Origin of the sequence: Modestobacter sp. VKM Ac-2982, from assembly GCF_026967935.1 — a bacterium.
Lineage (GTDB): Bacteria > Actinomycetota > Actinomycetes > Mycobacteriales > Geodermatophilaceae > Modestobacter.
This window is the reverse complement of record NZ_JAPVBL010000006.1, coordinates 75,315-91,167: the sequence shown is the minus strand read 5'-3', so window position 1 is coordinate 91,167 and position 15,853 is coordinate 75,315. Positions and strand designations below refer to the sequence as shown.

Sequence of the window (15,853 nt, the reverse complement as noted above, 5' to 3'; positions counted from 1 at the left end):
GCGCGACTGCGGGGCGTCAGGGGGTGAGCACGAGCCGCCCTGCGACGTCCCCGGCGCGCAGCCGGTCCAGCGCCTCGTTGACCTCGGTCAGCGGCATCCGGCCGGCCACCGGCGGCACGAGCTGCCCCGCTGCGGCCAGGGACACCGCCTGCTCCAGCTCGGCCAGCGTGTTGCCCACGCTGGCGATGACCCGTTGCTCGGCGACCACCATCCCCAGCGGGCTCACCGTCAGTGCGTCGGCGCTGTACCCGACCAGCACCAGCCGGCCGCGGCGGCCGAGCACCGCCGTCGCCAGCTCCAGGGTCGCCGTCACACCGGCGAGCTCGACGACGACGTCGGCGCCCTGCCCGCCGGAGAGCCGGGCCACCGTCTCGGCGAGCTCGGCGGGGGAGACCGCGGCCACGGCCCCGGCAGTCCGGGCGGCCGACCGGCGGGCGTCGTCCCGGCTGACGGCCACGACCACGCCGCCGCGTCGCCGGGCCTCCTGCACCGCCGCCAGGCCCACGCCGCCGGCGCCGAGCACGACCACCACGTCACCGGGCTCGACGCCGGCCTCGGTCAGTGCGTGCACCGCGGTGGTGCCGGCGCAGCACAGCGGTGCGGCGGCCTCGAAGGAGAGCTCGTCGGGCAGCCGGACCAGGCAGTGCGCCGGGACGACCAGCTGCTCGGCGAAGGCACCGTCCGCGGCGAAGGCGAGCACGCCGCGCGGGGCCAGGCACAGGTTCTGCCGGCCGCGCAGGCACCAGCGGCAGCTGCCGCAGAACAGGTAGTAGTAGACGGCGACCCGGTCGCCCTCGGCCCAGCCGGTGACCGCCGACCCCACCGCGTCGACCGTGCCGGCGGCCTCGTGGCCCAGGGTCATCGGCGTCCGGGACGGGGCGTACAGGCCGTCGGTGAAGTGCAGCTCGGTGCCGCAGACCCCGGCCGCGCCGACCCGCACCCGCACCTCGTCGGGGGCGGGCTCGGGCACCGGGACGTCGTCCAGGGCCAGGGGTCGACCGGGTGCGTGGAATCGAGCAGCGAGCATCGAGCAGCTCCCTCCGCCGGCATGAACCGGATCAGGTGTGGACGGTCGGCGGTGGTCGTCCGCCTTCTCAGCCCGCGCCCGGGCTCCCGTGTGCGCCGCTGAAGCTACCGCAGGGGGGTGACCGGCTCGACGCGGCGCAGGAACGACCGGATCGCCAGGTGGTGCGAGAGCTGCTCGCGGTGTGCCTCGCACGCGGTCCAGGTCTTCTCCCGGTCGGGCGTGTGCACCTTCGGGTTGTTCCACACCAGGACGACGGACGCCGGCTCCCGGCAGCCCTTCGCCGAACAGATCACGCCGGCGTTCCCGGCCGGCCCGGTGTCCTCGGTCATGGGCCGAGTCTGAGCCGACGCACAGGAAACCGTCAGCAGGGGGTGCCAGGGTGCTCCCTGGCCGTGCCCCCTGACCCCGGGTGCGGCCGCCAGCACCGGGCTCGGACGCCGGCGACCGAAAAGGTGGTCGTCCGCGGGTGAGGTCCGGGCGGGAGCCGGGTACCGCGCGGCCATGACCAACACCACGCCGACCACGCCGCTCGCCCTCGTGACCGGGGCGTCCAGCGGGATCGGCTTCGAGCTCGCCAAGCAGTTCGCCCAGCACGGTTTCGACCTGGTGGTCGACGCCGAGGACGCCGGCATCGACACCGCAGCGGCGAAGCTGCGCGCCGAGGGCACCGAGGTGATCGCCGTCCAGGCCGACCTGCGCACCCCCGAGGGGATCGAGCAGCTGTGGGACCGGGTGCTGGGCCTCGGCCGGCCGCTGGACGCCGCCGCGCTCAACGCCGGCGTGGGCCGTGGGGGTGCCTTCGTCGACACCGACTGGGCCGAGGACCTGGCGGTCATGCAGCTCAACGTGGTCTCCACCGCCGCGCTGCTGAAGCTCGTGCTCGTGCAGATGACCGGCCGCAACGTCGGGCGGGTGCTGGTGACCTCCTCGGTCGCGGCGACCATGCCGGGGGCCTACCAGCCGGTCTACAACGCCTCGAAGTCCTTCGTCCAGTCGCTGACCGAGGCCGTGCAGCAGGAGCTCAAGGACTCCGCCGTCACGATCACCTCGCTGATGCCCGGCCCCACGGACACCGACTTCTTCGACCGGGCGGACCTGGAGGGCACGGCCATGGGCAAGGGGCCCAAGGACGACCCGGCCAAGGTCGCCGCGCAGGGCTTTGAGGGGCTCATGGCCGGGAAGAAGGAGGTGCTCGCCGGCTCGCTGATGACCAGGGCGCAGGAGGCGATGAGCAAGGTCCTGCCCGATTCGGTCAAGTCCTCCGCCCACGAGGTGATCGCCAAGCCGCGCGACTGACGTCTCCGCCGGGCGTCGGCTTCCGGCCAGCGGTCGGTTCCGCTGCCCGGGAGTGGCCGAGGGCTGGCAGAGTTGGGGCATGGACGACGTCGTCATCTGCTCCCCGGTCCGCACGCCCGTCGGTCGATTCGGCGGGGTCTTCGCCGGTCTGTCCGCCAACGAGCTCGCCGCCACCGCGCTGCGTGGGCTGGTCGAACGAACCGGGCTGGGGGAGGGCGAGGTCGACGACGTCATCCTCGGCAACTGCAGCCCGAGCGGTGAGAACCCGGCGATCGGCCGGATCGCCGCGCTGGACGCCGGCCTGGGCGTGCAGGTGCCCGGCCTGCAGATCGACCGGCGGTGCGGCTCGGGCCTGCAGGCGGTCATCTACGCCGCGATGCAGGTGGCGGCCGGCGCCGGCAAGGTCGTCGTGGCCGGTGGCGTGGAGTCGATGAGCAACGTCGAGCACTACGCGCTGGGGCTGCGCAGCGGGGCCAAGGGCGACGGCGTCATGCTGCACGACCGGCTGGCCCGGGCCCGCGAGACCGCCGGCGGCCTGCACCACCCGGTGCCCGGTGGCATGCTGGAGACCGCCGAGAACGTGCGGCGGGAGTACTCGGTCGACCGGCTCGAGCAGGACGCCTGGGCGCTGCGCTCCCAGCAGGCCGCCGGCGCCGCCATCCGCGAGGGCCGGTTCACCGACGAGATCATCGGCGTGGAGGTGCCCGGCACCCGCAAGACGCCGGCCCGCACGGTCACCGAGGACGAGCACCCCCGCCCCGACACGACCATGGAGGACCTGGCCGGTCTGCGCCCGGTCATGGGCCGGGTAGACCCGGAGGCGACGGTGACCGCCGGGAACGCCTCCGGCCAGAACGACGGCGCCGCCGTGTGCGTGGTGACCACCCGCGCCGAGGCCGACCGGCGCGGCTGGCAGCCCTTCGTCCGGCTGACCGGCTGGGCCGTGGCGGGCGTGCCGCCGGAGACCATGGGCATCGGCCCGGTCCCGGCCACGGCAGCGGTGCTGAAGCAGACCGGGCTGACGCTGGCCGACATGGACCTCATCGAGCTCAACGAGGCCTTCGCCAGCCAGGTGCTGGCCTGCCTGGGGGAGTGGGGCCTGGGCGCGGACGACCGCGAGCGGGTGAACGTCAACGGGTCCGGGATCTCCCTCGGGCACCCGGTGGGCGCGACCGGTGCCCGGATCCTGGCCACGCTCGCCCACGAGATGCGCCGCCGGGAGGCCCGCTACGGCCTGGAGACGATGTGCATCGGCGGTGGGCAGGGGCTCGCCGCGGTGTTCGAGCGGGTGGTCTGACCCCACCGGCAGGTCTCGATCGGGCAACGAGGGAGACGACCGGTTAGTTAGGTAAGGCTGCCCTCAGGTAGAACAACACCATGTTGCTCTCCCGGTCGCTCGCGCGACGCACGTTCACCAGCTCCGTGGCCCTCCCCGTCCTCGCGGTCGCCGTCCTGGCCGGCTGCTCGTCACAGTCCGACGAGCAGCCGGCTGCGGCCGCCACCGGTTCGGCCGGCGACTCGGCCTTCCCGGTCACCATCGAGCACGCCTACGGGACGACGGAGATCCCCGCGGAGCCCGAGCGCGTGGTCTCCCTCGGCTACACCGAGCAGGACGCGATCCTCGCCCTCGGCGTCGTCCCGGTCGCCGTCCGGTACGCCTTCGGCCCCGAGGACGACGTCTTCTTCCCGTGGGCCGACGAGGCTGCCGGGGACGCCGACCCGGAGATCCTGCCGCGCGCCGAGGTCGACCCGGAGCAGATCGCCGCGCTCGACCCGGACCTGATCATGGCCGTCACCGCCGGCCTGACCGAGGACGAGTACGAGACGCTCAGCGCGATCGCCCCGACGGTCGTGCAGCCGGAGGAGTTCATCGCCTTCGGCACCCCGTGGCAGGAGCAGACCAGGATCACCGGCGAGGCGCTCGGCCGGCCCGACCGCGCCGAGGAGCTCATCGCCGACGTCGAGGAGCAGATCGCGGCGGCGCGGGCCGAGCACCCGGAGCTGGAGGGCAAGACGGTGACCCTCTCCGGCCCGGCCTACGAGGGCGAGTACCCCTTCCACACCTCCGACGACACCCGCACCCGGTTCTTCCTGGACCTGGGGATGGTCGTCGACCCGGCCCTGGACGCCGCGGCGCAGAGCGACTTCTACGGGACGGTCAGCCGGGAGGAGGCCCGGATGCTCGACGCCGACGTGCTGGTCTTCCAGTCCGGCTCCGACACCGAGCGGGCGGGGATCGAGGGCGACCCGGTGCTGTCCGGGCTCCCCACCGTCGCCGAGGGCCGGTCGGTCTTCATCGAGGGCGAGGACTACGCGGCCCTGCAGTTCGCCAGCGCCCTGAGCCTGCCCTACCTGCTGGACGGCTTCGCCCCGGAGCTGTCCGAGGTGGTCGGCTGAACCGAGCGCAGCACCGGGCCGGCGTGGTCACCTGACGCGGCGGCCCGGTGGGGGTCAGGCCGGCGGTGCCGTCGTCCCCCGCTCGACGAGCACCGGCGGCACGACCTCGGCGCGGGGTGCCGGCTGAGCTGACCCCCCAGCGGTCAGCTCGGCCAGCAGCAGCTCGGCGGCGCTGGTGGCCAGCAGCTCGGCGCGGTTGTCCACGGTGGTGACCGGCGGTGACCACCACTGGTAGAACGGCTCGTCCTCCGTGCAGATCACCGACAGCTGCTCGGGCACCCGCAGATGACTGTCCCCGACCACCGGCAGTGCGCCGAACGACGCCTCGTGGTTGGTCACCAGCAGGGCCGTCGGCGGTTCGGCCAGGTCGAGCAGCTGACTGGCGGCCCACCGGCCGAAGTCGGGGGTGAAGGGCCCCCGGCACACCAGCTCGTCGTGGACCGGGACGCCGGCGGTGGTCATCGCCACCAGGAAGCCGGCGTGGTGCAGCCGGCCGGAGGTCACCTCCGGCGTGCCCTCGATCGCGGCGATCCGGGTGTGCCCCAGTTGGAGCAGGTGCTCGGTGGCCATCCGGGCGGCGCTCTCGTAGGCCGACATCACCGAGGGGGCCAGCGAGCCGGGCACCTCGCGGTTCATCGTCACGACCGCACGGCCCTCCTGCACCAGGACGTTCACCAGGTCGGTGTTCGCGCCGGAACCGGCGATCACCACGCCGTCGAAGTGGTGCTGGCGGGCCATCTGCAGGAACGCCGCCTCACGCGCCGGGTCGCCGCCGGTGGTGCAGATCAGCACCTGGTAGTCGTGCTCGGCGGCCCAGCCCTGCAGCGTCTCGGCGATCGTGTGAAAGGTCGCCGTCCGCAGGCTGTTGACGACCAGTCCGACCAGCCCCGTGCGCCGGGTGCGCAGGGCGCTGGCGGTGCGGTTGGGTTGGTACTGGAGGGCGGCGGCGGCCGCCTCCACCCGGGCGCGGGTGCTGGGCAGCACCGCGGGGTGGCCGGAGAGGGCCCGGCTCGCGGTGCTGGTGCTGACCCCCGCGGCCGCGGCCACGGAGTTCAGCGTCGCGGGCACAGCGCGCTTTCTACCGAAGTGGAGAAAGGGTGAAACCGCCTCCCCCGTGAGCAGGCAGCGGGTGTAGGTGTGCTGTCCGCGAAGGGCACACCCATCGATGTGTCTTTCGATGTAGCGATCGATGTGTCCCCGCTGGGTGTCCTGGTCTGGCCCCCTGGTGGGGCGCCAGGACGTCGACACCCCCGGCGTGCCGCACGAGGAGAGCAGCACGCGGCTCGTCGCCTGGCTGCCCGGTTGCCCCGCAGGCCTGCGGGCTGTGTGATGGGCATCACGTCCAGTACGCCCGGATGGACCATCGCGTGACCGCCAGCGTGTCGAGACGAGGAGCCCTCGTGTGCCAGCTCCGCACCACCCCACCACGCTCAGTCCAGCTCGGCCCGAGGAGTGCGACGTGAGCGGCCCCGCGCGCTCGTCCGGGCAGGGCATCGCACGGTCCGTACCGGTGGCGGCGTCGACCACCGGCGGCGATCCCGATGCCGAGCCGGAGCGGATCGCCGAGTCGGCCACCGGGCTGGACATGATCCTGACCGACGCTGCGCTCGGGCCGCTGCGCCGGTTGGTACCGCCGGTCAGCAGCAGTCTCCGCTTCACCGCGGCGCTGGCGCGCCGTCCGCGCACCGTGCTCGGCCACACCGGCCGGCTCGTCGGGGAGTGGGGTCGCATCGGGCTCGGCCGTTCCGAGGTGGCGCCGAACGCCAAGGACAAGCGTTACGTCGATCCGGCCTGGTCGGGCAACCCGGTGCTGAAGCGGGCCATGCAGGCGCACCTGGTGACGGCGCAGACGGCGGCCCGACTGGTCGACGACGCAGCCCTGCCGTGGGCCCACGACGAGCGGATCCGGTTCTCCGTGACCAACATCGTCGAGGCCCTGGCGCCCAGCAACAACCCGGCGCTGAACCCCTCGGCGTGGAAGACGGCGATCGACACGGGCGGGCGCAGCGCGGTGTCCGGCACCAGGCGGCTGGTCCGTGACCTGTCCTCAGCGCCCCGGGTGCCCTCGATGGTCGAGCCGGACGCCTTCGAGGTGGGCAAGGACCTGGCGCGCACCCCCGGCGTCGTCGTGTTGCGGACGCCGGTCTTCGAGCTGATCCAGTACCAGCCCACCACGCCGACGGTGCACACCGTCCCGCTGGTGATGGTGCCGCCGACGATCAACAAGTTCTACATCGCCGACCTCGCCGAGGGCCGCAGCATCGCCGAGCACATGGTCGCCGACGGGCAGCAGGTCTTCATGATGTCCTGGCGGAACCCCGATGCGCGGCACGCCGAATGGGGCCTGGACACCTACGGGCAGGCGGTGCTCGACGCGATGGCCGCGGCGGAGCGGATCACCGGCGCGCGGCGGACCAACCTGATGTCCTTCTGCTCCGGCGGGATGATCACCGCGATGGTGCTCGGGCACCTCGCCGCGATCGGCGAGCAGGAGCGGGTCGCCTCCGTGTGCTTCGCCGTGACGGTGCTCGACCAGGCCCGCGGCGGGACGGTGGGGGCGTTCCTGGACGAGAAGTCCGCCCAGTCGGCCATCCGGGCGTCGACGAAGAAGGGGTACCTGGACGGCGCGACGCTGGCGGAGGTGTTCGCCTGGCTGCGGCCCAACGACCTGATCTGGAACTACTGGGTCAACAACTACCTGCAGGGCAAACCCCCGCCGGCGTTCGACATCCTCTACTGGAACTCCGACACCACCCGGATGACCGCGGCGCTGCACCGGGGCTTTCTGGACATGGCGGTGCACAACTCCCTGACCAAGCCGGGTGCGGCGACCATGCTCGGGACGCCGGTGGACCTGTCCGCGGTCACGCTCGATGCCTATGTGGTCGCCGGCATCGCCGACCACATCTGCCCGTGGCAGTCCTGTTACGCGACCACCCAGCTGCTCGGTGGGGACACCCGCTTCGTGCTCTCCACCAGCGGGCACATCGCGTCGCTGGTGAACCCGCCGACCAACCCGAAGTCGACCTGGCGGACGGGCTCGCCCAACCTCCCGGATGCCGACGAGTGGCTCGCCTCCGCACACACCGAGAAGGGGTCGTGGTGGACCGACTACGCCCGGTGGGTGGGTGAGCGGGCCGGCGACGGGGTCGATGCGCCGGCAGAGCTCGCCGGCGGCGAGCCCACCCTGGGCGCGGCTCCCGGCACGTACGTGTTCGACAAATGAGCGAGGAGAGCGGTGTGGGCCCGGAGCTGAGCACCTTCACCGTCGGGGGCCGGACGCTGCGCGTCTCGGTCCGGCCCGGCGACGGCACGCTGACTCCGCTGCTGCTGCTGAACGGCATCGGCGCCAGCCTGGAGGTGCTGCAGCCCTTCGTCGACGCGCTCGACCCGCGGCGTGAGGTGATCCGCTTCGACGTCCCGGGCGTGGGTGGCTCCCCGAGGCCGGTCCTGCCCTACACGATGATGACGTTCGCGCCGGTCGTCGCGGGGCTGCTCACCAAGCTGGGTCACCGGGAGGCCGTCGACGTCCTCGGCTTCTCCTGGGGCGGCGGTCTGGCACAGCAGTTCGCCGTACAGCACCGGCGGCGGTGCCGGCGGCTGGTGCTCGCCGCCACCGGGACGGGAACGCTCATGGTGCCGGCGCACCCGCGGGTGCTGTCCAAGATGCTCACCCCGCGGCGGCACCGTGACCCCGGCTACGCCCGGACGATCGCGGGGGAGATCTACGGCGGCACGATGCGCCAGCACCCCGAGCGCGCGGCCGAGGTGCTGCACGCCGAGTCGCGGCTGGGCCCGCGGCGCGGGTACTACTACCAGTTGGCCGCCGGTGCCGGCTGGTCGAGCCTCCCGCTGCTCCGCATGATCAAGCAGCCCACCCTGGTGATCGCCGGCGACGACGACCCGATCATCCCCGAGGTGAACCCCCGCCTGATGGCCCGGATGATCCCCGGCGCCCAGCTGCACCTCTACCGCGGCGGACACCTCGCCCTGGTCACCGAGGCACCGGAGCTGGCGCCGGTCGTGGACCGCTTCCTCAGCTGACCCCGAGGCTGGGACGAGGTCTGGTCGGCGCCTTCGCCGACGTGTCGTACCCCCGCCGTACGGTCGCGGCAGCTCCTCCACCAGGGGGAGGGGACGGGGGCAACGGTGTACGAGTCCGACGGCGCGCTGGTGGTCAGTGCCAGTGACCTGACCGGCTTCATCGAGTGCGAGCACCTCACCCGGCTCTCCCTCGAGGTCGCCCGCGGCGCCCGCAGCCGCCCGCCGGCGGTCGATCCGATGACCGAGCTGGTCGCTGCCCACGGCATGGCGCACGAGGAGCGGCACGTGCAGCGGCTGCGCGACCGGGGCCTGTCCGTCGTGGAGGTCATCGGGCCGTCGGGCAAGGACGCCGCCGGGCTGCGTCGCGCTCAGGACGAGACGCTCGCCGCCATGCGCGCCGGCGCGGACGTCGTCTACCAGGCCACCTTCTTCGACGGCACCTGGCGCGGGCACGCCGACTTCCTGCTCAAGCGCACCGACCGGGTCAGCGACCTGGGGGCCTGGGCCTACGACGTCGCCGACACGAAGCTCGCCCGCCGGATCAAGGTGCCGGCCCTGCTGCAGATGGCGCTGTACGGCGACCTCCTGGCCGGGCTGCAGGGCGTGCCGCCCGAGCTGCTCACCGTGGTCACCGGCGACCAGCAGGAACTGGTCTTCCGGTACTCCGACGCGGAGGCCTACACCCGGGCCGCCCGCACCCGGTTCCTCTCCCGGCTCGCTGACGTGGAGCTGGCGCCGCCGTACCCGAACGCGCACTGCGGCGTCTGCCCCTGGCGGGAGACCTGCACGGCGCGCTGGCGCGAGGAGGACTCGCTGTCCCTCGTGGCCTTCATGCGCCGCGACCACGCGACCGCGCTGGTCGAGGCCGGTGTCCCGACCGTCACCGCGCTGGCCACCCGCGCCCCCGACGAGCTGCCCGACGCCATCGGCCGCAGCTCGCGGGAGCGGCTCGCCCAGCAGGCGCGACTGCAGGTGGCCGAGCGCGAGACCGGGCTGCCGAGCTACGAGTTCCTGCCGCGCGAGCCGGGGCACGGCTTCGAACTGCTGCCGCCGCCGAGCGCCGGCGACCTGTTCTTCGACATCGAGGGCGATCCGTTCGCCGGCGATGCCGGGCTGGAGTACCTGTGGGGGGTCCTGGACACCGCCGGGGAGTTCACCGCCTTCTGGGGCTGCGACCCGGCCGCTGACGACCAGTCCGCTGCCGAACGTCTCGCGTTCGAGGCGCTGGTCGACCACCTGACCGCGGCCCATGCCGCCGACCCGGCGATGCACGTCTTCCACTACGCGCCCTACGAGCCGACCCGGCTCAAGACGCTGTCGGCCCGGTTGCAGACCCGGGAGGCCGAGGTCGACCGGCTGCTGCGGGCCGACGTGCTCGTCGACCTCTACGCCGTGGTGCGCCAGGGCCTGCGGCTGAGCAAGGAGTCGTACTCGATCAAGCAGGTCGAGGACTACTACCGCGGGCACACCCGCGTGCACGGCGCCGACGTGTCCGACGCCGGGGAGAGCATCGTCGCCTTCGAGCGCTGGCTCGCCACCCGCGACCAGGCGCTGCTCGACCAGATCGAGGCCTACAACCGCGACGACTGCGTCTCCACCCGGGAGCTGCGCGACTGGCTGGAGGCCCGGCGCACCGAGCTGCTCGCCTCGGGCGCGCGGCTGGGCCGGCCGGAGGACGGCGACCCGGACGGCTCCGCCGAGAACGCCGCGGCCCAGGAGCTGCGCGAGGAGCTGGAGCTCCGGCTGACCGCCGGGCTGCCCGACACCGACCGGACCCCGGAGCAGGAGGCCACCTGGCTGCTGGCCCAGCAACTGGGGTGGCACGCCCGGGAGGCCCGCTCGGCCTGGTGGGAGTACTTCCGGCTGCGCGACCTCGCGGCCGACGACCTGGAGCGGGAGACCCCGGCCCTGGGCCCGCTGGAGGCCCCCGAGCTGGTCGGTGCGGCCCAGCGGTCGCAGCACTGGCGCTACCGCTTCCCGCCGCAGGAGACCAAGGTGTCGGCCGGCAACCGGTACGAGCACCTGTTGCCCGACCCGGACGGGAAGCGGCTGACCAGTTCGGTCGTCGACATCGACCCGACCGCCGGCTGGGTGGTGCTGGCGCGCGGCGCGGCCGCCGCACTCGAGCACCCGACCGGGCTGCTGCCCACCTCGCCACCGAGCGACAAGCTGTTCCGGGCCGCGCTCACCGACCTCGGTGAGCAGGTCGCGGTCAGCGGCATCGACGCTGCGGGCCCTGCGCGGTCGGCCCGCGACCTGTTGCTGCGCCGACCGCCGCGGCTGCTCGCCGCGGCGCCGCAGCGCGAGCCGGGAGAGGAGTCGGCGGCCGCGGTGCGCCGGCTGGCCGGACTGCTCGACGGCGGGGTGCTCGCGGTCCAGGGCCCGCCGGGAGCCGGCAAGACCTACACCGGGGCACGCGCGGTCGTCGACCTGGTCCGCGCCGGCAAGCGGGTGGGGGTGACCGCCTCCAGCCACAAGGTGATCGGCAACCTGCTCGATGCGGTGATGGCGGCCGCCCGCGAGGCCGGGGTGCCGGTCCGGGCGCTGCAGAAGGCCGACGAGCTGCAGCGGTGCGGCGACGTCGACGTGCAGTGCGTCGGCTCCAACGGGCAGGTCGTCGACGCACTCGACGGCGGTGACGTCGACCTGGTGGCCGGCACCTCGTGGCTGTTCGCCCGCCCGGAGCTGGCCGGCCGGCTGGACGTGCTCGTCGTCGACGAGGCCGGGCAGCTGTCCCTGGCCAACACCCTGGCGGTGAGCCGGGCCGCGACCAACCTGGTGCTGCTCGGTGACCCGCAGCAGCTCCGCCAGCCAGGCCGGGGGATCCATCCCGACGGGGCGGACGTCTCCGCACTGCAGCACGTGCTCGGCGAGCACGAGGTGCTCACCCCCGACCGGGGGGTATTCCTGGACCGCAGCTGGCGGATGGCGCCGGCGCTGTGCCGGGTGGTCTCCGGGCTGTCCTACGGCGGGGAGCTGCAGCCGGCGCCGGTCACGGCCGACAACGAGCTCGACGCCCCGGCCCGGTGGGCGGCGCCGGCCGGGATCTGCTGGGTGCCGGTGGTGCACGAGGGCAACGGCTCCGCCTCCCCGGAGGAGGCGGCCGTCGTCGCCGAGCTCGTCGCCGGGCTGATGGGCCGCAGCTGGCGGACCGGCGGGGTCGAGCGGGTGATGGGGCCGGCCGACGTCCTGGTCGTCACGCCGTACAACGCGCAGGTCAACCAGGTGCGCAGCGCACTCGCCGCAGTCGGGCTGGGCGAGGTGGAGGTCGGCACGGTCGACAAGTTCCAGGGCCGGGAGGCGGCGGTGGCGGTCTTCACCCTGGCCGCCTCCAGTGGTGCTCACGTGCCCCGGCGGCTGGACTTCCTGCTCGACCGGCACCGGCTGAACGTCGCGCTGTCCCGGGCGAAGACCGTCGCCTACCTGGTCGGCAGCCCGGCGCTGCTCACCTCGCCGGTGCAGACGCCGGAGCAGCTGCGGCTGGTCAACGGCCTGTGCCGGCTGGTCGAGATCGCCACCGCGGCGGCCCGGCCCGCGCCACCGGCCCCGGCCGTCGCCCAGGTGTGAGCACGGCGGCGCTCGACCTCCGGCGCGCCCCGGCCGCCTCGTCGGCTCCGGTGCGGGCCCGGTTCCGCCGGCAGGGGAGGCGGGACACCGCTCCGGAGCTCGCCGTCCGCCGGCGGCTGCACGCCCGCGGCGTCCGATACCGGGTCGACGTCCGGCCCTGCCGGGCGACCCGTGCCCGCGGTGACCTGGTGTGGAAGGGCCGGCGCCTCGTCGTCTTCATCGACGGTCGAAGGACCTCTCTGCCCCCCACCGCTCGCAAGCTCGCGGCGGGCCCCTGCAGAGAGGCCGATGGGCGGCGAAGTTGACCGCCAACGTCGCCCGTGACCGGCGCACCGACGCGGTGCTGACCGAGCTGGGGTGGCGGGTCCTGCGCTTCTGGGAGCACGAGGACCCGGAGTCGGTGGCCGACGCGATATGTGCGGCGCTGGGGCGAGCGGCGCCCGTTCGATGAGCCGCTGCGGGCAGCCGTTGCCGCCAAGCCATTCCCTCGATGGCCTGGTTAGGCTAGCCTCACCATCGTCCGGTTGCGCACGAGCCGGTCACGACGAGCGCGGGAGAAGCGATGTCCACGGCGGTGACCGGACGTGCCGGAACGGCGGTTCTCGAGAACCTCACCGAGCCGCAACCGGCGGTCGCCGCACCGAGCTACCGCTTCTTCAGCGCCACCGTGGGGCGCGTCCAGCGGCTGAGCCCCAGCTTCCTGCGCCTCACCCTCCGCGGCCCGGAGCTCACCGGCTTCGGCGCGGCCGGTGACGATCAGCGGATCAAGCTGGTGCTCTCCCGGGACGGCGCCCCGGTCACCGATCTGCTCACCGACGGCCCGACCTGGTACCAGGACTACTGCGCGCTCCCCGACGAACGCCGTCCGTACCTCCGCACCTACACCGTGCGCGCCGCCCGCCCGGAGCTCGGCGAGCTGGACGTCGACGTCGTCCTGCACGGGGTCGAGGAGGGCCACTCCGGCCCGGCCGCCAGCTGGGCCGCCGCCGCCGTCCCCGGCGACCCGATCGTCGTGCTGGGCCCCGACCGGCCCCGACCCAGCCGGGCCGAGTCCGGCCGACCCTGGGGAGTCGAGTGGGCCCCACCGGCCGACGGCCCCCTGTTCCTGGCCGGGGACGAGACCGCCGTCCCGGCGATCAGCGCGATCGTGGAGGCGCTCCCCGCCGGCCGGCGCGCCATCGCCGTGCTCGAGGTCCCCGAGGCCCGGGACGTGCTGTCGCTCGCCGTGCCGCCGGGGGTGGAGGTCCGCTGGCTCGTCCGCGGGGGCCGCGCGCCTGGCGAGGCGCTCGGCACGGCGGTGCACACCGCCCTCTGCGAGCTCGGCGTGGCCGCCCGCACCGCCGGGCAGGAGCTCGAGGACGTCGACCTGGCGGGCGGCGTCCTCTGGGAGGTCCCCGACGAGGGCGGCGCCGACGGCTGTTACGCCTGGCTGGCCGGGGAGGCGGGCATGGTCAAGAAGCTGCGCCGCCGCCTGGTCCGCGACCTCGGTGTGCCGCGCACCTCGGTGGCCTTCATGGGCTACTGGCGGCTGGGCGCAGCCGAGGGCAGCTGACCCTCGCTACCGTCAGACCCGTGCTCCGTCTCCTGCTCCTGCTGCTCCTCGTCTGGGTCGCCGTGACCGTGGTCGGCGTGATCGTGGAGGGCCTGTTCTGGCTCGCCATCGTCGGCCTGCTCTTCTTCGTCGCCACCGCGGTGCTCGGCGCGTCCCGACGACGATGACGGTCCTGCTGGTCGACGTCGCCAACACCGTCGGGTCCCGGCCCGACGGCTGGTGGCGTGACCGGGCCGGCGCCACCGCCCGGCTGCTGGAGCAGCTGGCCGTGCTGCCCGGCCGGGAGCTGGCCGGGCCCGACGGCGAGCCGGTACCGGTGACCGCACTGGTCGCGGTGGTCGAGGGACAGGCCCGGGACGTCGCGGGCCCAGCCGGCCTACGGGTGGTCCGGGCGCCCGGGAGTGGCGACGACGCGCTGGCCGAGACCGCCGCCGACCTCGCCGACGGCGACGACGACCTGCTGGTGGTCACCGCCGATCGCGGGCTGCGCGACCGGCTCCCCGCCGTCGCCCGGATCGCCGGGCCCGGCTGGCTGCTGGCCGCGGCCGACCGAGCGGCCGACCCCGGCGGGGGCTGAGCCACCCGCACGGCTGGGCCACCCGCACGGCGGAGGCACGTCCCCCGAGCGGGGGAGCCGGTGGTCGAGCGCGCTCACGACGCTGGACGGTGACCCCGGGACCCACCCGGGCCGCTGATCCGGAGGTCCACCGTGACCCTCGCCCCCGCACCCGCCGCCCCAGCCCATGCGGTCGGCTCCAGCACGCCCACGGTCCGCCGGCTGCTGGCCGCCGGCGTCGGTTGGAGCGTGCTGCACGCACTGCTGGCCCTGCGCTGGCTGCTGGACCCGGGCACCTGGCCCGGACTGGACGCCGACGAGCGGTACGGCGTGCTCTCCCTGCTCGATCGCACGTCCACGGCGTGGACCGTGCTGGCGCTCTCCGGCGCCGGCCTGCTCCTCGGCCTGCTGACCCGCCGGCGGGACGGATCGCCCCTGCTGGTGGCCGCCATGGCGGTGCAGGCTGCGGTCCTCGGCGTGCTCGCCACGGACCTCGGCTCGCTGGTGCTGCTGGGCTACCTGGCCGCGATCGTCGGCCCGGCCACCTTCCTGGTGGTCTTCACCGTCGGGGCGGCGCGGGACCGGCGCACCCGGCCGTGGCTGATCGGGGTGGCTGCGGTGGTCGCCGCCGGGATGGCCGCCGGGCTGCTGCGGCCGGCCACGGTCACCGACCTCGCCGGCGAGCTGGGCTCCGGTTTCGCCGAGCACGCGATGCCGCACCTGCACCTGGCGCTGCTGCTGGCCGGCGCCACGATCTGGGGCACCACCGCGATGCTGCTGCGGCGGTCGGCGACCGGCCGGTGCGCGGTCTGCGGGCGCCCCGGTGCCGCGTGGACCCGGCCGGACGCGGCCCGGCGCTGGGGGACCGTGGCCACCTGGATCGCCGTGGCCGGTCCGCTGCCGTACGCCCTGCTGCGGATGACCTGGCTGACCCCGTGGCCGCTGGGCATGCCCACCGATGGGGTGCTGGAGCCACAGATGCGGTTGTTCGGGCTGGGCCTGGGCTTCGCCGCCCTCGGTGGAGCGCTGCTCACCCTCGGGCTGATCCGGCCGTGGGGTGAGGTCTGGCCGCGGTGGGTGCCCGGGCTGCACGGCCGGCCGGTGCCGGTGCGGATCCCCGTGCTGGCCGGCGGACTGGTCGCCGTGGCCCTGCTGGCAGCCAGCCCGGCGTTCCTGGCGATGGCGGTGGAGCGGCTGCTGGCCGGCGACCTGGGCGACGCCGCTCTGGTCCTGGTCTTCCCGACGCTCCCCTGGGGGCTGGCGCTGGCCGCGGCGGTGACCGGGTACGCGTTCCGGCGCCGGGGCACGTGCGCCACCTGCGGGCAGGGCGAGGCGGCGCTGTCGGTGCGCGACTGACCGGGGCCCTCGACGCCCGCGCCGATCGGGTGGCGCGGGCGTCGTCCGGGTCTTGTCC

Annotated in this window: 15 protein-coding genes and 1 riboswitch; of the genes, 12 read left to right on the top strand and 3 right to left on the bottom strand. The window is 74.4% G+C overall.

The genetic code is table 11. The features are described from left to right. Nucleotides 1-16 precede the first annotated feature (16 nt). Complete coding sequence (locus tag O2W20_RS20170; RefSeq protein ID WP_269173406.1) at nucleotides 17-1,027, bottom strand: alcohol dehydrogenase catalytic domain-containing protein; 1,011 nt, start codon at nucleotides 1,025-1,027, stop codon at nucleotides 17-19. Continuing rightward, a riboswitch (TPP riboswitch) is annotated at nucleotides 1,018-1,127 on the bottom strand. (Overlaps the previous gene by 10 nt.) A 4-nt stretch (nucleotides 1,128-1,131) precedes the next feature. Further along, entirely contained in the window at nucleotides 1,132-1,356 is a 225-nt protein-coding gene (locus tag O2W20_RS20165) for a hypothetical protein (RefSeq protein ID WP_269160787.1), read from the bottom strand. 172 nt (nucleotides 1,357-1,528) lie between these two features. Between O2W20_RS20165 and O2W20_RS20160 the strand changes: the two genes are divergently transcribed. From O2W20_RS20160 to O2W20_RS20150, 3 genes are all read left to right on the top strand, one after another. Next, the gene (locus O2W20_RS20160; RefSeq protein ID WP_269173405.1) at nucleotides 1,529-2,323 is read left to right on the top strand and encodes an SDR family NAD(P)-dependent oxidoreductase; all 795 of its coding nucleotides are present in this window, start codon (nucleotides 1,529-1,531) and stop codon (nucleotides 2,321-2,323) included. Nucleotides 2,324-2,402: 79 nt separating this feature from the next. Continuing rightward, nucleotides 2,403-3,620: an acetyl-CoA C-acetyltransferase gene (locus O2W20_RS20155; protein ID WP_269173404.1), complete on the top strand. Its 1,218-nt coding sequence runs from the start codon at nucleotides 2,403-2,405 to the stop codon at nucleotides 3,618-3,620. A gap of 80 nt (nucleotides 3,621-3,700) precedes the next feature. Next, a complete protein-coding gene (locus O2W20_RS20150; RefSeq protein ID WP_269173403.1) occupies nucleotides 3,701-4,720 on the top strand; it encodes an iron-siderophore ABC transporter substrate-binding protein in 1,020 nt (339 codons plus the stop codon). Nucleotides 4,721-4,774: 54 nt separating this feature from the next. On the opposite strand, the gene O2W20_RS20145 is transcribed toward O2W20_RS20150, so the two are convergent. Further along, nucleotides 4,775-5,788, bottom strand: coding sequence for a LacI family DNA-binding transcriptional regulator (locus O2W20_RS20145; protein WP_269173402.1), 1,014 nt, complete (start codon nucleotides 5,786-5,788; stop codon nucleotides 4,775-4,777). Nucleotides 5,789-6,179: 391 nt separating this feature from the next. Here O2W20_RS20145 and O2W20_RS20140 point away from each other — a divergent pair, with 391 nt between their 5' ends. The 9 genes from O2W20_RS20140 (at nucleotide 6,180) to O2W20_RS20105 (ending at nucleotide 15,795) form a co-directional block, all read left to right on the top strand. Next, on the top strand, nucleotides 6,180-7,946 hold the full coding sequence (locus O2W20_RS20140; protein WP_269173401.1) for a PHA/PHB synthase family protein: 1,767 nt from the start codon (nucleotides 6,180-6,182) through the stop codon (nucleotides 7,944-7,946). After that, complete coding sequence (gene phaZ, locus O2W20_RS20135) at nucleotides 7,943-8,764, top strand: poly(3-hydroxyalkanoate) depolymerase (protein ID WP_269173400.1); 822 nt, start codon at nucleotides 7,943-7,945, stop codon at nucleotides 8,762-8,764. The genes O2W20_RS20140 and phaZ overlap by 4 nt, the downstream gene beginning before the upstream one ends. A 105-nt stretch (nucleotides 8,765-8,869) precedes the next feature. Continuing rightward, complete coding sequence (locus O2W20_RS20130; protein WP_269173399.1) at nucleotides 8,870-12,331, top strand: TM0106 family RecB-like putative nuclease; 3,462 nt, start codon at nucleotides 8,870-8,872, stop codon at nucleotides 12,329-12,331. Then, nucleotides 12,259-12,636, top strand: a complete 378-nt coding sequence (locus O2W20_RS22830) for a hypothetical protein (protein WP_442928953.1) — start codon at nucleotides 12,259-12,261, stop codon at nucleotides 12,634-12,636. Before O2W20_RS20130 ends, O2W20_RS22830 begins: the two co-directional genes overlap by 73 nt. Beyond that, entirely contained in the window at nucleotides 12,633-12,782 is a 150-nt protein-coding gene (locus tag O2W20_RS20125) for a DUF559 domain-containing protein (protein WP_269173398.1), read from the top strand. Before O2W20_RS22830 ends, O2W20_RS20125 begins: the two co-directional genes overlap by 4 nt. Nucleotides 12,783-12,893: 111 nt before the next feature. Beyond that, the gene (locus O2W20_RS20120) at nucleotides 12,894-13,883 is read left to right on the top strand and encodes a siderophore-interacting protein (RefSeq protein WP_269173397.1); all 990 of its coding nucleotides are present in this window, start codon (nucleotides 12,894-12,896) and stop codon (nucleotides 13,881-13,883) included. 20 nt (nucleotides 13,884-13,903) lie between these two features. Then, entirely contained in the window at nucleotides 13,904-14,050 is a 147-nt protein-coding gene (locus O2W20_RS20115; RefSeq protein WP_036337061.1) for a hypothetical protein, read from the top strand. Further along, on the top strand, nucleotides 14,047-14,460 hold the full coding sequence (locus tag O2W20_RS20110; protein ID WP_269173396.1) for a hypothetical protein: 414 nt from the start codon (nucleotides 14,047-14,049) through the stop codon (nucleotides 14,458-14,460). The genes O2W20_RS20115 and O2W20_RS20110 overlap by 4 nt, the downstream gene beginning before the upstream one ends. Before the next feature lie 132 nt (nucleotides 14,461-14,592). Next, nucleotides 14,593-15,795: a hypothetical protein gene (locus tag O2W20_RS20105; protein ID WP_269173395.1), complete on the top strand. Its 1,203-nt coding sequence runs from the start codon at nucleotides 14,593-14,595 to the stop codon at nucleotides 15,793-15,795. Nucleotides 15,796-15,853 lie beyond the last annotated feature (58 nt).

Coding starts and splice junctions, on each gene's coding strand:
- O2W20_RS20160 (WP_269173405.1), top strand. CDS start 1,529: ATGACCAACACCACGCCGACCACGCCGCTCGCCCTCGTGACCGGGGCG.
- phaZ (WP_269173400.1), top strand. CDS start 7,943: ATGAGCGAGGAGAGCGGTGTGGGCCCGGAGCTGAGCACCTTCACCGTC.
- O2W20_RS20110 (WP_269173396.1), top strand. CDS start 14,047: ATGACGGTCCTGCTGGTCGACGTCGCCAACACCGTCGGGTCCCGGCCC.
- O2W20_RS20165 (WP_269160787.1), bottom strand. CDS start 1,356: ATGACCGAGGACACCGGGCCGGCCGGGAACGCCGGCGTGATCTGTTCG.
- O2W20_RS20120 (WP_269173397.1), top strand. CDS start 12,894: ATGTCCACGGCGGTGACCGGACGTGCCGGAACGGCGGTTCTCGAGAAC.
- O2W20_RS20155 (WP_269173404.1), top strand. CDS start 2,403: ATGGACGACGTCGTCATCTGCTCCCCGGTCCGCACGCCCGTCGGTCGA.
- O2W20_RS20150 (WP_269173403.1), top strand. CDS start 3,701: ATGTTGCTCTCCCGGTCGCTCGCGCGACGCACGTTCACCAGCTCCGTG.
- O2W20_RS20170 (WP_269173406.1), bottom strand. CDS start 1,027: ATGCTCGCTGCTCGATTCCACGCACCCGGTCGACCCCTGGCCCTGGAC.